General features: G+C 57.3%; 15 protein-coding genes and 1 riboswitch. Of the genes, 6 read left to right on the top strand and 9 right to left on the bottom strand.

What is annotated here, in order from left to right; all coding sequences use genetic code 11:
• Positions 1–180: 180 nt before the first annotated feature.
• From G411_RS0114830 to imuA, 6 genes are all read right to left on the bottom strand, one after another.
• Complete coding sequence (locus G411_RS0114830; protein WP_022960003.1) at positions 181–543, bottom strand: Hpt domain-containing protein; 363 nt, start codon at positions 541–543, stop codon at positions 181–183.
• Positions 536–925 (bottom strand): response regulator, encoded by a 390-nt coding sequence (locus G411_RS0114825; protein ID WP_028968481.1) that lies wholly within the window; start codon positions 923–925, stop codon positions 536–538. The genes G411_RS0114830 and G411_RS0114825 overlap by 8 nt, the downstream gene beginning before the upstream one ends.
• Positions 918–2057, bottom strand: coding sequence for a sensor histidine kinase (locus G411_RS0114820; RefSeq protein WP_084495576.1), 1140 nt, complete (start codon positions 2055–2057; stop codon positions 918–920). Before G411_RS0114820 ends, G411_RS0114825 begins: the two co-directional genes overlap by 8 nt.
• A 109-nt stretch (positions 2058–2166) precedes the next feature.
• Entirely contained in the window at positions 2167–5259 is a 3093-nt protein-coding gene (locus G411_RS0114815; protein ID WP_022960002.1) for an error-prone DNA polymerase, read from the bottom strand.
• 6 nt (positions 5260–5265) lie between these two features.
• Positions 5266–6717 (bottom strand): Y-family DNA polymerase, encoded by a 1452-nt coding sequence (locus G411_RS0114810; protein WP_022960001.1) that lies wholly within the window; start codon positions 6715–6717, stop codon positions 5266–5268.
• 2 nt (positions 6718–6719) lie between these two features.
• A complete protein-coding gene (imuA, locus tag G411_RS20680) occupies positions 6720–7481 on the bottom strand; it encodes a translesion DNA synthesis-associated protein ImuA (protein ID WP_022960000.1) in 762 nt (253 codons plus the stop codon).
• 138 nt (positions 7482–7619) lie between these two features.
• Between imuA and G411_RS0114800 the strand changes: the two genes are divergently transcribed.
• Positions 7620–8219, top strand: a complete 600-nt coding sequence (locus tag G411_RS0114800) for a pyridoxine 5'-phosphate oxidase C-terminal domain-containing protein (RefSeq protein WP_022959999.1) — start codon at positions 7620–7622, stop codon at positions 8217–8219.
• Positions 8220–8221: 2 nt separating this feature from the next.
• On the opposite strand, the gene G411_RS0114795 is transcribed toward G411_RS0114800, so the two are convergent.
• The 3 genes from G411_RS0114795 to G411_RS0114785 form a co-directional block, all read right to left on the bottom strand.
• A complete protein-coding gene (locus G411_RS0114795; RefSeq protein WP_022959998.1) occupies positions 8222–8953 on the bottom strand; it encodes a hypothetical protein in 732 nt (243 codons plus the stop codon).
• Positions 8954–9022: 69 nt separating this feature from the next.
• Positions 9023–10876, bottom strand: a complete 1854-nt coding sequence (locus G411_RS0114790) for an alkaline phosphatase family protein (RefSeq protein ID WP_022959997.1) — start codon at positions 10874–10876, stop codon at positions 9023–9025.
• Between the two features lie 11 nt (positions 10877–10887).
• On the bottom strand, positions 10888–12477 hold the full coding sequence (locus G411_RS0114785) for an alkaline phosphatase (RefSeq protein ID WP_022959996.1): 1590 nt from the start codon (positions 12475–12477) through the stop codon (positions 10888–10890).
• A 398-nt stretch (positions 12478–12875) separates the two neighbouring features.
• A riboswitch (guanidine-I (ykkC/yxkD leader) is annotated at positions 12876–13002 on the top strand.
• Between the two features lie 61 nt (positions 13003–13063).
• On the opposite strand from G411_RS0114785, the gene G411_RS0114780 reads away from it, so the two are divergent.
• From G411_RS0114780 to G411_RS0114760, 5 genes are read left to right on the top strand one after another with little or no spacing between them, the layout of a single operon-like run.
• Positions 13064–14104, top strand: a complete 1041-nt coding sequence (locus tag G411_RS0114780) for a putative urea ABC transporter substrate-binding protein (protein WP_022959995.1) — start codon at positions 13064–13066, stop codon at positions 14102–14104.
• Between the two features lie 60 nt (positions 14105–14164).
• Positions 14165–14980, top strand: coding sequence for an ABC transporter permease (locus G411_RS0114775; RefSeq protein WP_022959994.1), 816 nt, complete (start codon positions 14165–14167; stop codon positions 14978–14980).
• Positions 14977–15753: an ABC transporter ATP-binding protein gene (locus tag G411_RS0114770; RefSeq protein ID WP_022959993.1), complete on the top strand. Its 777-nt coding sequence runs from the start codon at positions 14977–14979 to the stop codon at positions 15751–15753. Before G411_RS0114775 ends, G411_RS0114770 begins: the two co-directional genes overlap by 4 nt.
• Positions 15750–16460, top strand: a complete 711-nt coding sequence (locus G411_RS0114765) for an urea amidolyase associated protein UAAP1 (protein WP_022959992.1) — start codon at positions 15750–15752, stop codon at positions 16458–16460. The genes G411_RS0114770 and G411_RS0114765 overlap by 4 nt, the downstream gene beginning before the upstream one ends.
• A gap of 10 nt (positions 16461–16470) precedes the next feature.
• Positions 16471–17112: an urea amidolyase associated protein UAAP2 gene (locus G411_RS0114760; RefSeq protein ID WP_022959991.1), complete on the top strand. Its 642-nt coding sequence runs from the start codon at positions 16471–16473 to the stop codon at positions 17110–17112.
• Positions 17113–17122 lie beyond the last annotated feature (10 nt).

Genomic DNA, 17122 nt, shown 5'->3' with positions numbered 1-17122 from the left:
TGAGAGTAGGTCATCGCCAGGCTTTAATTAAAAACCCGAGGTTCAGTTGAGCCTCGGGTTTTTTATGGGGCTCTGGAAGTGGCTTCCGCCAGGCTCTGACCTATGGTCATGGCCATAGCACTCGCTGCGGTTATGCGCAATCTGGGGACAGCCGTTCACAGAGAAGGCTATGTGTAGTAGCTAGTGGAAAATGCTGCCGACCTCAAAACGCTCTTCTTCTATGAGTGCAAAGAAATGTTCGAGTGAGCCGTTCAGGCTTGCATGTTCTTCTGGGTTGAGCCTGTCGGGCGTACATCGACGGCAGAGCAGTTGCTCCATGCGTAGCGCAATATCACTGACCCCTGTAATCGCCAATACAGCAGATGTTCCCGCAATGGCGTGTATTTGCCGATAGAGGTTATCCAGACCTTTTTTGTCCGGTGTTTGCTGATATTGCTGCCAGGACGTTTGAATTTGCTTGCCGAGCGTAGGGAGCTTTTCGATATAGCTATCCTGTAACTTTTTGAGTTCGGCTTTAACATCGGTGGTTGGCGGCTCAGGCACGACAGAAGTCCTTCCAGATGTCCCGGAGCTGCCCGGCAATCTCCATGGGAGAAAAGGGCTTGCTGATAACGGCGAAGGCACCGAGCTTCATCAAGTCTTCGACTTCTGCAGCTTGGACCTTGGCTGTAATAAACACGACGGGAATATGCTGGTAGTCTGTGTTCTCCCTGATGTGCGCCAATACGGTTGGCCCATCCATGCCTGGCATCATCACGTCGAGAAGAATCAGTTGGGGATCGAAATCGCTGATGGATTCGAGCCCCTCGGGGCCGCTGGCACAACATTTCAAGACTAAACCGCCGATCTGTTGCAGCGCGATTTCAGCTACCGCCCGAATATCGGGTTCATCTTCAATATACAGCACCTTTTTGAGCTCACTCATAGTTTTCTCCCTGTGAGTGATCAAATAGGTCGATAAAGAATTCGCTACCTTTGTCTTGATGTGAGGTAAAGCTAAGCTTGCCGTTATGCTGCTCTACAATGCCCTTGGAGATATTAAGGCCTAAGCCGGTACCGCTCATTTGGCGTCGGTCAGAACTGTCGGCTTGTGTGAACTTATCGAATATCCGGGCGTGGAATTCCTGTGGAATGCCGTAGCCGTAGTCTTTAATACAGATGCGTGTTCGATTGCCGTCTCGCAGCGCGTAGATCTCTACTTTGGATTTTGGCGGAGAAAATTTCGCGGCATTGGACATGAGGTTGCTCATGACTTGCATCATGCGGTCTGGGTCAGCATAAATCTCGATGCCGTCGGGCACTTCGCCGAGTGTGAATTCAACTTGGTATTTTTCGCCGTAGCTTTTGTTGTCACGAATGGCTGACTCAAGGAATTCCTGTAAGGGAATGGACGTCATGCGATAGCCCATTTTTTCGGATTCAATTTTTGAGATATCAAGAATGTCATTGATCAGCAGCAACAGGCGTTCGCTGTTCTTGTGCGCGATTTCAATTAGAGCGTCAGCCTGACCTTCTACACCGTCACAGGCATTGGATTTCAGAATTTCCAGAGAGGCTTTAATAGAGGTCAGCGGTGTGCGCAGCTCGTGGCTGACAGTGGCGATGAACTCGTCTTTCACACGTTGTTCGTGGACGCGATGCTCTGCTTCGCGAAGCTTTTCTTCGGTTTCCTTTCGTTCGGAAATATCGCGAACGATGCCGGTGAACATCCGCTGGCCATTAATGAACATTTCACTGATTGCCAGCTCCAGCGGGAACAGCGTTCCATCTTTGCGCTGCCCACGAACCTCCCGGCCAATTCCGATAATTTTTTTGTTTCCTGTCGACAGATAGTTGTTGATGTACCCGTCGTGCTCACGGCGATAAGGATTGGGCATTAGCATGCTGACATTTTGCCCAATCATCTCTTCACTGCTGTAGCCAAATATTTTTTCTGTGGCAGGGTTCACCGTATCGATCAATCCATGTTGATCAATGGTGATGACTCCGTCCACAATTGTCTCCACAATTGCGCGAGTTCTATTGAGCAAATCTGAAACAGCGCTCGGTTTCGTCATGATGCTCCGCGTCTTGATGTCGTTGTTGTCACGCCTGCAATCCTAGCCTTTTGAGCCTATCGATAATCGAAAACCGCATTAACTCGGGATAGTACCTACGACAGGGTGGCTAATGGAAATCATGAGAATTGGCGCGAATATCTAGTAGTGTGCTGTAGTCCTGCAAGTATTGAGCAAGAATATGGATCACACCCGTTCCGCTCTTGCATTCACTCTTTTGAACTGTTCCGCTCACTTTCAGTAGGCGACTTTGCAATATCTCGCGGCGGTAGCGCTGCTGCAGGTCTGGCCAGACAATAATATTGCTGTTGCCGGTTTCATCTTCGAGGGTGATGAAGAGTGTGCCTGACGCACTGCCCGGCCGTTGGCGACAGGTGACCAATCCGACGAGACTGACCCAGCGCCGATCGGCACTGCCTTTAATTTGCTCTGCGCTCAAGCAATTACCCAAAAGCTGCTGCTCCCGCAATAAGGCGATGGGGTGGCGTCGAAGGCTCAAGCCGGTATGCCGATAGTCCTGTTCAACATGCGCTACTTCCGAGGGTTCTGCAAGGTCCAGCCGGTGTGCGCTATTGCCCTTAAGAACCGCACTGGGGCGGTACTGCTGAATCTGCCAATAGCTTTGGTAACGATTTTTTTCCAGGCTGTGGAAGCTGTCACTGGCGGCCAGTCGCTTCAGGGCTTGTTCAAGTTGCTCACCGTAATGGATTTGTTGTGTCAGCCTGTCGAGGCAGTTGCCAATACTCTGAAACGGGCCGTCTTGCTGCCGACAGCTGACCAGTTGGCTGACAAGGGATTCGCTCAGCCCTTTGACTAAACACAGCCCAAGGCGCAGTCGCGGCTGCTTGGTCTGGTAATCAATCTTATGCTCCCAGTGGCTGTGATTAATGCACGGCGGGAGTAGTTCGACGCCGTGGCGTTGGGCATCCTGGCAGAGCTGAGATGGTGAATAGAACCCCATCGGCTGGCTGTTGAGCAAGCCGCAAAAGAATGCCGCGGGGTGGTGGCGTTTTATCCAGGCGGAGGCATAGGCGAGCAAGGCAAAGCTGGCAGAGTGTGATTCCGGAAAGCCATAGGCGCCAAACCCCTTCATTTGGCTGAACAGCCGTTCGGCAAACTCCTCCTCATAACCTCGCTCCAGCATGCCGGAAATCAGTTTTTGCTTAAAACGTTCCAAGTGGCCGTTGCGCCCCCAGCTGGCCATGGCCCGCCGAAGTGCATCCGCCTCACCGCCGCTGAATCCGGCGGCGACCATTGCCAGCTGAATGACTTGTTCCTGGAAGATGGGTACGCCCATTGTACGCCCGAGTACCGACTGGATGGCTGCATTGGCATACACCTCCTCTTCAATACCCTGCCGACGTCGTAAAAAGGGGTGCACCATGCCCCCCTGAATCGGGCCGGGTCGGACAATCGCAATCTGAATCACCAAGTCGTAAAAGCTGCGCGGCTGCAGTCGGGGCAGCATACTCATTTGGGCGCGCGATTCGATCTGAAAGACACCAATACTGTCTGCGTTGCAAAGCATCTCGAACGTGGCGTCGTCGTTGGCGGGAATGTCCATCAGTTGCATAGGCTTGCCCAAGCGCTCACTGAGATAGTGGAGGCTGCGTCGAAGTGCGCTGAGCATGCCGAGGGCCAGGATATCGATTTTCATCATGCCCAGACTCTCAAGGTCTTCTTTATCCCACTGGATTACAGTTCGGTCCGGCATACTGGCGTTTTCTTGAGGCACCAGTGTGGCGATAGGAGCGCGACTGATGACAAAGCCGCCTACATGCTGTGAAAGGTGGCGGGGAAAGCCCAGAATTTCCTCAATAAGCTGGACAAACAATTGGCCTCGGGATTGACTGCTGTCGATGCCGACTTCCCGCAAGCGTTCGGGCAGGCTGGCGCTGTCATCCCACCAAGCCATGTTCTGGCTAAGCGCGCTGATCAGCGCTTCATCAAATCCCAGTGCGCGGCCGACATCCCGTACAGCACTGCGTCGCCGGTAGCTGATCACCGTTGCCGCCAGCGCGGCATGATTGCGGCCATATTTTCTGTAAATGTACTGAATGACCTCCTCTCGACGTTCGTGCTCAAAGTCTACGTCGATATCAGGGGGTTCATTACGCTCCTTGGAAATGAAGCGTTCAAACAGCAGTTGCGCCCGACTGGGATCCACCTCGGTAATATACAGACAGTAACAAACCGCAGAGTTGGCGGCTGAGCCGCGGCCCTGACAGAGGATCTGCTGGCTTCGCGCGAACTGAACAATGTCGTATACCGTGAGGAAGTAATGCTCATACTTCAGTTCGGCGATCAGGGATAGCTCGCGCTCCAGCTGATTCTGTACCGTGTCGGGAACGCCCGACGGCCAGCGTTGTTTGGCGCCCGCTTCCGTCAGACTGCGCAGAAAGTCACAGGCCGCCTGGCCGCGGGGCACCAGCTCGGTAGGGTATTGGTAACGCAGTTCATCAAGGCGGAACTCACAGCGTTTGGCCAGGTGGTCGCTTTCCTCAAGCAATGCGGGGGGATAGTCGCGGCTTAGCAGGGATAGTGGCTTGATATGGTGTTCACTGTTGCTGGGGCGCTGCTGTCCGAGTTGGTCGACGCTGCAGTGCAGGCGGGTTGCGGTCAGCACATCCAGCAGTGCATGGCGCTTACGGCTGTGCATACGGATATGGGGGGCTGCGACCATGGGTAAGTGAAGACGTTTTGCCAGCTCGTAATTGGCCAGATAGTGCAGTTCCTGTTGAGCGTGGCAATCCAGGCTGATCCCCAGCCAGAGTCGCTCGCCAAAGCACTCGCGTAAGAAGTGCCCTGAGGCCTCGTCATGGCCGGGTATTGCTGGCAACCAAATAGCCAGACAGTCTCTGCAGAAGCGTGCGAGTGTCTGCCGGTCCAAGTGGTATTCGCCTTTGGGACTATTCAGGCGGGCGTGGCTAATCAGTGCACAAAGCTGATTGTAGCCCCGCCGATTTGGGGCCAACAGTAGCAGCTGTATGCCGTCATCAAGACTTATCCGGCTGCCACAGATCAACCGAATAGAGCGCTCCCTTGCTGCTCGCCAGGCGCGGACGATGCCCGCCAGTGACAGTTCATCGCACAAGGCGATCGCCGAATAGCCCAGTTCATCCGCCTGTATTACCAGTTCCTCCGGGTGAGAGGCGGCGGATAGAAAGCTGAAATTGCTTTGACAGTTCAGCAGAGCAGGCATGGCTGTTCACGAAAAAAAGCCGTGGAGGTACCACTGCTGGCTGAGACAATCTTTGAAGACCCAGCACAAGCCCTGTTGTTCGTGGCGGGCAATGTAGTAGTCACGGGCCTGGCGCTGCTGCCACCAGTGGCTGTCGATACGCTCTGGCCCCTGGAGCAGCTCCAGTCGCCCTTGCCACAGGGGCAGCCCTTCCTGCACGGGCAGTGGCTGCAGCTCAGCCAATAGCACGGCGGGGCGCAATGCAACGGTTGCCGCTATTTTACTGTGCCGATAGGCGGACTGTGGGCAAGCGACACCCTGGTACTCTGGCAACCAGTCTTCGCGCTGTTGAAGGCGGCGAATGCCGTGTTCACCCACGCGCAAGCGGAGCTTGTTGAACAGCATTTGTTGGGCGTTTCGCTGTTCCTGCTCGGCATCGCTGAACAGTTGCTCGCAACGAGGTTGCAGTGCTGTCAGTTGATGGCAGTGCAGTTCAATAGACTCGACCGCTCCCGGCAGTCGCCGCCCATCGAGTTGCAGCATCACCAGTGCCAGCAGGGCCGGGCGCTCGAAATGTGACAGTGACAGCGGCGTTTGCCAGTCCTCATGCTGGCCGTCCAGATAGTGAAATCGCCAGTTCAGTGACTGGGGCAGCGTCTGTCGAAGACGGAGATAGATTGCCAGTTCCTGTAATAATTCGTCGATGGCGGGGCGCAGCTGCTCGCTGTGTTGCACGCCTCCGTGCAGTGTGCGCTCTCCGACAAAACGCTCGCCGGGCAGGAAGCGTGGGCGAACATCCTCACTGCGACCGGTCAGTCGGTCGATGGCATCGCAGAATGCTGGCTCAAAACCACTGAGCAGCGTTTTACGCGGCAGGGCCAATACCTCGCCCAAGCGTCGCAGCCCCATGCTGTGTAAGGCTTTGTGGGTCTTGCTGGAGGTGGGTAGTACCTGACAGGGCAGTCTGGCGAGCTGACGCTTCATGGCAGGGCGCTGCAAGCTGCCGTCATCGGCCAGTAATGCGGCAACGGTAATGCCTTTCAAGCTGAGTAACTCTGCGCAGAGCGGAGTCGGGCCAAGGCCTTCCTGCACAGTGATGTTGTGGCGCTGGTAAGCCGCGAGGAGACGCCGATGCAGGCGTTGTATGGAGCCAAACAGGCGCCTCGAGCGGCTGATCTCGATGATTAGCGCGTCTTCTCCACTCAGGCAGACATCGTCGCTGAAGCGATAGGCCCAAAGTGCCAGCCGCTGCAGGTAGTGCTGCTCACGCAGGGCGTCACGTGGATGACAATGCAGTTCCGGGCACAGTGCCTGCGCCTGTCCGGTGCTGATGCCGGGAGAGAGCCCCCGTTGCTCTGCAATACGGTTGCACAGTCGCAGTCGGCCGTTTTCAAGCAGTGCAGAGGGCTGCTCCCGGTCGACACTATTGCCCAGTGCTTCCAGCCCCAGTTGGGGAAAACGCAAACACAGATACAGCATACTCAGACCGATGCTCGTGCCGGAGACGTTGCTTTCTCTGCTCTCTGCCCCGCTGTGGAATGCAAGGCCAGTCGGCGTCGCGGAGGTAGAGATACGGGCCACTGCCGGGCCGGGCGCTGGCGGTGCAGCAGCGCTGTGGGGCGAGGCAGGCTGAGAGATTGCCCGGCATGGCCACCGGGTTGTTTGAGTACGGTGACACCCAGCGCGGCTGTTTCAGCGGTGAGGCGCAGCCGGAGTGGGGCGGGCGAAGCCTGTTGTTCACAATGGCCGGGCCGAAAGTGCAGGTGCCAACAGTGTCCGTCACGAGCGGCGAGATGCAGGCGCCGTAGCTGCCGGTGGGGAAGATCATCCCTTGACCAGCTGAGTACCGCGGCAAAGGCGCCGCTACGCAGTGCTTCTTCGGTGCACCAGAGCTGCTGCGCGGGCGGTGCCTGCAAGAGAAACTGCTGCTCCAGTATCAGGCCTTGCTGGTGCAAGCCGGGAGCATAGGGCAAGAAAGGCGGCGATACCCAGGCAATGCCCTTGCGTTGACTGAGGGCGCTCAGTGCCGGTAGTACCAGGCTCAGCTCGCCAATACCCACGGCGCTGTGCAGTAATTCGCAGGAGCCACTGCGAGGCCAGCCGCCATGGTGTAAGGCTTCATTCAGCGTCGGCCAGCCACTGTCTATACCTTCTCCCGCGCGCGCGCTGTTCAGCGGCGCGCGGCCTGCACGCCAGAGTGGCTGCTGGGTGAGTAGCTCGTTGAGGCTGGGTGATTGCGACATAACACACGCTTCGTCAAAATAACTGTATAAATGTACAGTATATTGTCGAGGGAAAAAGTCAAGCATCTGTGGAGCGGACGCCTTGGTGAGGAATCAACGATGGGCCATACTGCCCGCCAAAAGACGGGGAGAACGGCAATGATCGCTCAACACGACAAGCCTTTGCAGGCATTGCGTGAACACTATCAACAGGCGATGACGGAAGGGGACGCCGCCGCCAAAACCTGCACGTTGGCAACGGTTGAAAATGGCGAGCTTAGCCTACGGACATTGGTGTTGCGTGAACTGGCTGAGCGTGGGCCGGTTATCTTCATCAACGACAGTTCGCCAAAGTGGCGAGCGCTGATGACCGGTGGTCACAGTGAGCTACTGTTGTTCTGGCCGTCGCAGATGCGTCAGTACCGACTGCGTGGGGCTTGGCAGTTGCTTGAAGAGGACGAAATGCGCCGTCACTGGCAGCATAAGCCCGACGGCAGCAAATGGCTGGATCACTATTATGCGCAGTGCCAGCCGCAAAGCAGCGAGCTGGCTGACGAGGGCGATTTAGCGGCCGGCATTGCCGACTTGCGTCGCGCTCATACCGCTGACGATATTCCCTTCAGCCCCAATGCCCGGGGGCTTCGATTGCAGATCGACTGGCTGGAGCACTGGTCCGCCAGCCCTGATGGTCTGCACCGGCGTTACCGCTATCAGCGCGATCGCGCCGGGCAGTGGCGGCACCAGTGTCTGGTGCCCTGACGTCAATGATTATGGCCGTGACCGATATCCTGGCCCTGACTGTTGTAGATGCCTGAAGCGCCGTGGGAGATAAAACCGAGATTGATCATTTTGCTCAAAAAGGGATCGCTCTCGTTATCGCCAATATCGCTGTAGTCGGTGCTCTGGAAGGCGTCTCGTTCGGCAAAGAAAGCCGCTACGGCTTTGGCATCGCGATTGACCGACATCAGTGTCCAATGCTCTTCGTAATTGCCGCGCTGGTAGTGCAGCTCGGCAATCAGGCGTTGCTGGGGCAGCCACTGCAAGTCGCTGTGGGCGCCGTTTTCATCCAGTGTGTAGTCGCTGCGTTGCTCGCAACCCTCACCGCGGCTTGCCTGCTGCTGCATAGCCGCAATCTGTGAATTGGCGATCAACTGCTGTTTGCGCGACCAGTCGTCGGCGCTGGCCGCATTGGGAATCTCATTGGGGGCATATTCAATGCTGCGCTGATAGGCGTCGAAGCTGCGCAGCAGCCGGGGGTGTCCCGCCGTGTTGTATTCCCACAGCTCGGTGATGTCGCGCTGGGGGTATTGATGGGCGATGCGACCATCATGGCGCCAAAGTACCAGATCGCGCTGGCGGGTCTGGGGGCCCTGCTTCTCGGTAATGCGGTAGTGGGCGGCAATCGCCGCATCGCTGTTACAGCGCTCGGCAATGGCCGGGTTGGCCAGTAAGGTCAGGCTGAGAAGCAGCGTGTAAAAATGAGGAATTGGCATGGTGAAACTCGGTATCAATATCCAAAAAAACAGAAAAGCGGGCCGCGAACGGCCCGCTGAACGGCGGTGTTACGGTGCCACTTGCTTGGCGTTTGCCGCGTTGACCAGATCGGCGGCATAGTCCATCACGTGGAAGATCAGGTTCTGCTCGTTGGTGCCGCTGACCAGTGATGCACCAGGGCCCTTGGCATAGACGCCCACATCTTCACCTGCATGGGTTTCAGAGCCGAGCGGTACCAGCGCTTCCTGGTGATAGCCGGGAGACTCGGTATCCACAAACAACAGGTCCTGACGGCCGGTCTTGATCGGCAGATCGTAACCGGCATCCGCGTCTGTTTCGTCACCCAGGTCGCGGAAGCCGTTACCGTTGGTGTAGCCCAATGTGGTGTACGGCATACCATCGGCGGCCAGCTCCGGTGAGGTTTTACCCACAGACACGACCTTGCCCAGAATCGGGTTGCCGCGCTTGGGGTAGCCCGCAATGGTGAACACGTGGCTGTGGTCAGCGGTGACGATAATCAGGGTTTCCTCTGGATTGGTCAGCTCCACCGCCTTGGCAACGGCCTCTGACAGCTCAATGGCATCGGTCAGCGCGCCGTAGGCATTACCAGCGTGGTGAGCGTGGTCGATGCGGCCAGATTCCACCATCATGAAAAAGCCTTCCGGGTTGTTGTCCAGAATCTGGATGGCTTTAGCCGTCATGTCGCGCAGTGAAGGCTCGCCGGCAATATCATTATTGCGGTCGGCTTCGTACTGCATGTGTGACTCGTTGAACAAACCAAACAGGCGCGTGGTGTTCTCCGGATCAATCGCAAGGAAGCCCGTTTCATCAAAGACATATTTGCCATCGGCGTACTGGGTCTGCCACTCGGTAACCAGGTTGCGGCCATCTGTGCGGTCACCTTCAACACTGCTGAGGGCATCGGGGCTGTTGGCGCTGGCGTCTTTCGGCAGGAAGTGACGGCGGCCGCCGCCCATCACCACGTCGATGCCATCGACATCGATGCCGCTGATGCGCGCTTCCAGATTGCTTTCGAAATTCACCAGCTGCGAGGCGATATCCTCACAGCCCGCAGTGACGGCAGCGGCCGGCATATCGCTGATGTCTTCCCAGTTGCGGTCAGCCGATTTGGCATAGGTCGCTGCCGGGGTCGCGTGCGTGATGCGGGCAGTAGACAGAATGCCGGTAGATTTGCCGGCGATTTCTGCCAGCTCCAGTGCGGTCACCAGTTCGTTGCCGGCAACGGTGCTGCAGTCGCCGCGCTCAATGGCTTCGCTGACGCCAATGACGCCGGCATCGGTTTTAACGCCGCTCATCATCGCCGTCATGGTGCCGGCGGAGTCAGGCGTCTGCGCATCAGTGTTGTAGGTTTTTGCCAGGCCTGAGAAGGGGAACAGGTCAAAACTCAGATTATGTTCTTCGCCCAGTTTCCCTTTTAGCTGGCCTTCCAGAATGCGCGCGGCAGTTACCGTCGAGATACCCATGCCGTCGCCGACAAATAGAATCACATTCTTGGCCGCGCCGCGGGTCAGCACCGGCGCTTCCGGGTTGCTGACACGAGTCGCCGCCGCCTGGAACCAGGCGTTGTTGCGGGTGTTGGCCATCAGGTCAACGGACTCGTCCGGAGTGTGGGGGTCACAAAGGTACTTGGTCGCGGTGATTTCGCTGCTGTCCAGCTCGCCGTTGGCGTTGCTGTCCAGGCCACTGTCGATACGTGTGCCGCCGCCGGGACAGTTACTGTCACCCATGGCCAGCGCCGTTTGGGTAATCAGGCTGTTCAGGCCATTTTGACCATCCTGGCCGTTTTGACCATTTTGTCCGTCCTGGCCATCCAGTCCATTGCGGCCATTCTTGCCATCGTCACCACAGGCAGTCAGGCCGACGATCGCTGCAGTCATAAGGGCGAGTGTAAACTTGTTCATGGTGGTTCTCCTTATTCGGCGTCGATCAGACCCAGCGCCTGATTAATCACGTGGAAGACGACGTTCTGTTCGATGACCCCTTGTACCTTGCTGGCGCCGGGACCCATGGCATGCAGGCTGATATCTTCACCCGCGTGGGTTTCTGAGCCCAGTGGTACCAGTGCCTCTTGATGGTAGCCGGTGCTGGTGGTGTCGACACTGCTCAGATCTTTGCGACCAGTATCCGGACCAGCACTGTAACTGGCGTCGCTATCGGTTTCGCTGCCCAGTGCGCGGAAGCCCAGACCATTGGTATAGCCCAGCGTGGTGTAGGGCATGCCATCGGCGGCCAGTTCGGGGGTGGTTTTACCGACCGATACGACTTTACCCAGAATCGGGTTGCCGCGTTTGGGATAGCCGGCGATGGTGAACACATGGCTGTGGTCAGCAGTGACCAGAATCAGTGTTTCATCGGGGTTGGTGTTGTCGATGGCGGTTTGTACCGCATTCGCAAATTCAATGGCATCGGTCAGGGCGCTGTAGGCACTGCCTGCGTGATGGCCGTGGTCGATGCGACCGGATTCCACCACCATCATGTAGCCGTTGTTGTTTTTAGCCAGAATATCAATGGCCTTGCCGGTCATGGCCGACAGTGAGGGCTCGCCGGCCACATCATTGGCGCGGTCAGCTTCGTACTGCATGTGGGACTCATTGAACAGACCGAACAGGCGGTTGGTGCTGGCAGCATCGACCGCATTGAAGCCGTCCTCGTCATACACATAAACGCCATCGCTGTACTGGCTTTGCCACTCGGTCACCAGATTGCGGCTATCTGTGCGGTCGCCTTCAACACTGCTGAGAGCATCGGGGCTGTTGGCACTGGCGTCCTTGGGCAGAAAGTGGCGACGGCCGCCGCCCATGACCACGTCAATGCCGTCTACGTCGGCACCGTCGATGCGGGCTTCCAAATTGCTTTCGAAGTTGATCAGCTGCGAGGCAATATCTTCGCAGCCTGCGTCAATCGCCGCAGCGGGCATATCGCTGATGTCTTCCCAGTTGCGGTCCGCGGATTTGGCGTAGGCGGCAGCGGGGGTGGCATGGGTAATCCGTGCGGTAGAGATGATGCCAGTTGCCATGCCTTTCAGTTCGGCCAGCTCAATGGCGGTAATCAGCGGGTTCTGCTGGGCCGATTCGCAATCGCCGCGCTCAACTGCTTCACTCACGCCGATAACGCCGGCATCGGTTTTAACACCGCTGATCATGGCCGTCATCGTGCCCGCTGAGTCGGGGGTCTGCGCATCCACGTTGTAGGTTTTCACCAGTGCGCTATAGGGGAAGCTTTCAAAACTCAGAAAGTTTTCTTCGCCAGTCTGGCCGTTTTGCTGGCCCTGCAAAATACGAGCGGCGGTGAGGGTCGAGATACCCATGCCGTCACCCACAAACAGAATCACGTTTTTGGCGCTGCTGTTATTTGCCGTGTTGCCGGCTTTGTTTTCAGTCAGCGCTTTGCCGTCGCTGAACCAGCTGTTACTGGTCTGGCTGGCGGGCAGTATCTCTGCATGGCTGTATGCAGCTATTGCTAAGGGCAGCACCCCTGACAATAAGGCGGTTTTAAGTCGCATGTGGAAGCTCCTGGTCTCGAAAGGACTTTTCTCATTAACGCGCCTTGGCGCGCCATCCTTAGTGGATGAATATTGGGCAATGCTTAATGACTTACCGCGAGTGATCCTAGGGAGGCATGTTTACAGTTTGATGGCGTTTTTATGTCGCGTGCCATGAAAGGGGAGGGATTGCGTCGCGCGCGATGCAGGCTGTGCTTTAGTGGTATTTCCTGCTTTATTTTTGTGCGTGGCGGGGCAGTGCCGCCCTGTTAGAGGGCGTCTTGGCGGTGGGCGAAATGCTGCAAGGTCAGTAAACGGTTGTTTGTAAAGGCTGCAGGGGTTTTGGCACGAAATCTGTATCAGCCTTTGCGTCCGCACTCTTGGTAAGGCAGGACATGCCGTTCAGGCATCACAATTTGGCAATGGAAAGCTAGGGTTCCGGTTGCAGCTATTGCAACGGCTGGTCCGAGAGCTTTCGACCTCTTCTGAAACGCGGTCAACGCTGCTTTGGAACAGGTTACACGGCGGGACAAAAGCCCGGGAGACGATCGGCAGCAGACTGCCAGGAGTGCTCTATTTACCGCGTAACCTATGCCGGAGGCAGGCGATGAAACGACTAGCGACACTGTTACTGACACTCAGCTTTTCTTCTTTCAGTCTGGCCGCAGACAGCTTTAAAGTCTGCTGGTCTATCTATGTGGGCTGGATGCCATGGGGCTATGGCGACGAACAGAAGATCGTCGATAAATGGGCCGAGAAATACGGCATTGAAATTGATGTGGTGCAGATCAACGATTACATCGAATCGATTAACCAATACACCACTGGCGCTTTTGACGCCTGCGCCATGACCAATATGGACGCGCTGACGATTCCCGCTGCAGGTGGCGTCGACAGCACCGCGTTGATCGTGGGCGATTTCTCCAATGGCAACGACGGCATTGTGCTCAAAGCGGAAGATTCACTGGCGGCCATTAAGGGGCAGCAGGTGAATCTGGTGGAATTGAGCGTCTCGCATTATCTGCTTGCTCGGGCGCTGGACAGCGTGGGTCTGAGCGAGGCGGATGTGACCGTGGTAAATACCTCCGACGCTGACATGGTGGCGGTCTATCCCACGGCGGGCGTCACGTCAGTGGTGACCTGGAATCCGCTGCTCAGCGAAATTATGGGCATGCCCGGCGCCAACAAAGTGTTCGACTCTTCGCAAATCCCCGGCGAGATCATCGACATGCTGGTAGTGAATACCGAGGTGCTTGAGCAAAACCCTGCGTTGGGTAAGGCACTGACCGGTGCCTGGTATGAAATCATGGCAACCATGAGTGCTGCCGATGAGAAAGGAGTGGCAGCGCGCACCGCAATGGCAACTGCATCCGGCACGGATCTGGCCGGGTATGACGCCCAGCTCGCCAGCACACAGATGTTTTACAAGCCCGCCGACGCGGTCAGCTTCACGCGCAGCAAAGACCTGAAAACGACGATGCAGAGCGTGGCAGAGTTCTCTTTCGCTCACGGTCTGCTGGGTGACAGTGCGCCGGATGCCGGGTTTATCGGTATCGAAACCCCCGCCGGTGTGTACGGCAATAAAGGCAATATCAAGCTGCGCTTCAACCCCAGCTACATGCAGATGGCGGCTGACGGCAAACTGTAAGCCGGTTCCGCGGGCGGTGCCAGGCATCGCCCAACACCTCTCTTTAGCCTGGAAGCTTTTATGAGACGACTTATCAATCAGCAACCGTCGCGGGTATGGGGCATTGCCCTGTCGCTACTGCCCTTTGCTTTATTGCTGCTGATCTACGTACTGGCCTCGGATGCGCGGCTGGCGGAAAACCCCCAGGACAAATTGCTGCCCAGTTTTGAGCAGATGGGCGATGCCATACATCGCCTGGCGTTCGAGCCCAGCAAGCGCACGGGGGAATACCTTTTCTGGCAGGACACGCTCAGCAGCCTGACCCGCCTTGGACTGGGCATGCTGATCGCGGCCTCGCTGGGTATGTTGTTCGGTTTGGGTACGGGGGCCTTCCCGCTGGCGTACTCGGGAGTGGCACCGCTGCTGACGGTGGTGTCGCTGATTCCCCCGATGGCGATCCTGCCGATCCTGTTTATTGTGTTCGGCTTGGGTGAAGTCTCCAAGGTGGCGCTGATTGCCATCGGCGTGACGCCCTTTATCGCCAGGGATATTCAGAAACGCTGTCTGGAAATTCCCCGCGAGCAACTGGTCAAGGCACAAACGCTGGGGGCGAACAGCGGGCAGATCCTGCTGCGGGTGCTGATTCCTCAATTGATGCCACGACTGATTGACGCTGTGCGCCTGTCGCTGGGCAGTGCCTGGCTATTCCTGATTGCTGCCGAGGCCATCGCCTCCACCGACGGTCTGGGCTACCGCGTGTTTCTGGTGCGCCGCTACCTGTCGATGGATGTGATCCTGCCCTATGTCGCCTGGATTGCCCTGCTGGCCTTTGTCATCGACCTGGTACTGCGCAAGCTCAGCCTATGGGCCTACCCCTGGCAGGAGAGTCGCTCATGATCGAGATTCGCAATGTATGGAAGCGCTACGGCGACAACGTCATTCTGGAAAACATCTCCTCTACCGTGAAAGAGGGGGAGTTCATCACCCTGGTGGGGGCCTCAGGCTGCGGTAAAAGTACTTTCCTGCGGATGTTGCTGGGTACCGATGTGCCCAGTCAGGGCGAGATTCTGCTGGACGGCAAACCCATTGCCGACGAGCCCGATGCCGAGCGCGGCGTGGTCTTTCAGCAGTACTCGGTATTTCCCCACATGACGGTGTTGGAAAACGTCACCATTGCCCGCGCCTTTGAAGGCTCTGCGCTGGGTTTTCTCTGGGGCAAGCGCAAGCGTGCCGCCCGCGAGGAAGCCATGGCGATGCTGGATACCGTGGGGCTGTCGCATATGGCGGATCGCTATCCGGATGAACTCTCCGGCGGCATGCGCCAGCGCCTGGCTATCGCTCAGGCTCTGATTCTCAAGCCCCGCATTCTGTTGCTGGATGAGCCCTTCGGGGCGCTCGATCCCGGCATTCGCGCCGATATGCATGAGCTTGTGCTGTCGCTGTGGCGCAAGCACAAGCTCACGGTGTTTATGGTGACCCACGATCTGGCCGAGGGCTTTCATCTGGGCACCCGTCTGTGGGTGTTCGACAAACTGCGGGTTGATCCCCAGGCGCCGAACACCTACGGCGCAGGCATTACCTACGACCTGCCGGTGGGCGCCTGCGAACCGGAGTTATTGCAAGAAATTGACAGTGGCCTGAGCAGTTCGGGTCAGGAGTTAGCCTCATGAATCACTATCAAACCACCATCGCGCCGGGCGGCCACTGGTCGCTGGAGCTGCGTCGCGGCACCTTGCTGCGGCTGCAGGATATCGACGGCAACGGCAATGCCGGGCTGCTGTTTTATAACCCGCGCAACCTGCTCGAGCGCTACAACGCGCCGGACACCCTCAAGTGTCAACACACTTTCAAACTCACCCGTGGCAATTGCCTGTACTCGGATATGGGGCGCATTTTTGCCTCGATTTTCGACGATGATCTGGGCTGGCATGACACGGTGTGTGGCAATAGCCACGCCAGCCATATTGATGCGCGCTGGGGCCGTCGCGACTATCAGCACGACCGCAACGACTGGCATCAGAATGGTCATGACGCCTTTCTGGTTGAGCTGGCGAAATACGGTCTTGGCGCCGCGGACATGGCCGCCAACATCAATGTCTTCAGCAAGGTGGAAACCGACGACGACGGCAATCTGCATTTGGCCGACGGGCACAGTGCGCCGGGCAGCACGCTGACCCTGCGGATTGAGATGGATTGCCTGGTGCTGATTCACGCCTGTCCTCACCCGCTGAACACCGCTGCCGACTACCCGCGCTGCCGCATTGGCGTGGAGGTGAGCGTGGCCGAGCCGATGACCGAGGACGATATCTGCCTCAATCACTGCGACGAAAACCGTCGTGGCTTTGCCAACAACGCACTGTATTACCTGGGCGCCTGAGGAGAGAAACATGATTAAACACAGTGAACGCCTCGCCGATACCGCGCTGCGCCGCGAGCAGATCGACGCCGGGGATTACTACATTGCGAAACTGGGCGCCGGAGAAGTGCTGCGCATCCTCGATTTAGAGGGGAATCAGGCGGCGGATACGCTGTTCTTCTGCGCCGACGATCCCGCTGAGCGCTACAGCGCCACCGACACCATCCGCGAACAGGGCAATGTCTACCTGACCGCTGGCTCTGTGCTGCGCAGTACCCTGAATCGCCCGATGCTGGAAATTGTGGCCGACACCTGCGGTCGTCACGACACCCTGGGTGGTGCCTGCGCCACCGAAAGCAATACCGTGCGTTACGACCTGGAAAAACGCTGCATGCACGCCTGTCGCGACAGTTGGATGCTCGCTATTGCCGAGCACCCCGAGTACGGGCTGAGCAAGCGGGATATCGGTCATAACATCAACTTTTTTATGAATGTACCGGTCACGGCAGACGGTGAGCTGAGCTTTGCCGATGGTATTTCCGGCGCAGGGAAATATGTAGAACTGAAAGCGCTGGTCGACACCATTGTGCTCATTTCCAATTGCCCGCAGCTCAACAACCCCTGCAATGCCTACAACCCGACCCCGGTCGAGTGCCTGATCTGGGCGGCCTGATTAACAAGCG

It is taken from the genome of Spongiibacter tropicus DSM 19543 (assembly GCF_000420325.1).
Lineage (GTDB): Bacteria > Pseudomonadota > Gammaproteobacteria > Pseudomonadales > Spongiibacteraceae > Spongiibacter > Spongiibacter tropicus.
Note: the sequence above shows the minus strand (reverse complement) of the source record. Positions and strands in the feature narration are given on the sequence as shown.

Excerpts from the sequence above, each read along its gene's own strand:
- G411_RS0114825 (WP_028968481.1), bottom strand. The coding sequence starts at position 925 with ATGAGTGAGCTCAAAAAGGTGCTGTATATTGAAGATGAACCCGATATT.
- G411_RS0114820 (WP_084495576.1), bottom strand. The coding sequence starts at position 2,057 with ATGACGAAACCGAGCGCTGTTTCAGATTTGCTCAATAGAACTCGCGCA.
- G411_RS0114815 (WP_022960002.1), bottom strand. The coding sequence starts at position 5,259 with ATGCCTGCTCTGCTGAACTGTCAAAGCAATTTCAGCTTTCTATCCGCC.
- G411_RS0114810 (WP_022960001.1), bottom strand. The coding sequence starts at position 6,717 with ATGCTGTATCTGTGTTTGCGTTTTCCCCAACTGGGGCTGGAAGCACTG.
- imuA (WP_022960000.1), bottom strand. The coding sequence starts at position 7,481 with ATGTCGCAATCACCCAGCCTCAACGAGCTACTCACCCAGCAGCCACTC.
- G411_RS0114800 (WP_022959999.1), top strand. The coding sequence starts at position 7,620 with ATGATCGCTCAACACGACAAGCCTTTGCAGGCATTGCGTGAACACTAT.
- G411_RS0114795 (WP_022959998.1), bottom strand. The coding sequence starts at position 8,953 with ATGCCAATTCCTCATTTTTACACGCTGCTTCTCAGCCTGACCTTACTG.
- G411_RS0114790 (WP_022959997.1), bottom strand. The coding sequence starts at position 10,876 with ATGAACAAGTTTACACTCGCCCTTATGACTGCAGCGATCGTCGGCCTG.
- G411_RS0114785 (WP_022959996.1), bottom strand. The coding sequence starts at position 12,477 with ATGCGACTTAAAACCGCCTTATTGTCAGGGGTGCTGCCCTTAGCAATA.
- G411_RS0114780 (WP_022959995.1), top strand. The coding sequence starts at position 13,064 with ATGAAACGACTAGCGACACTGTTACTGACACTCAGCTTTTCTTCTTTC.
- G411_RS0114775 (WP_022959994.1), top strand. The coding sequence starts at position 14,165 with ATGAGACGACTTATCAATCAGCAACCGTCGCGGGTATGGGGCATTGCC.
- G411_RS0114770 (WP_022959993.1), top strand. The coding sequence starts at position 14,977 with ATGATCGAGATTCGCAATGTATGGAAGCGCTACGGCGACAACGTCATT.
- G411_RS0114765 (WP_022959992.1), top strand. The coding sequence starts at position 15,750 with ATGAATCACTATCAAACCACCATCGCGCCGGGCGGCCACTGGTCGCTG.
- G411_RS0114760 (WP_022959991.1), top strand. The coding sequence starts at position 16,471 with ATGATTAAACACAGTGAACGCCTCGCCGATACCGCGCTGCGCCGCGAG.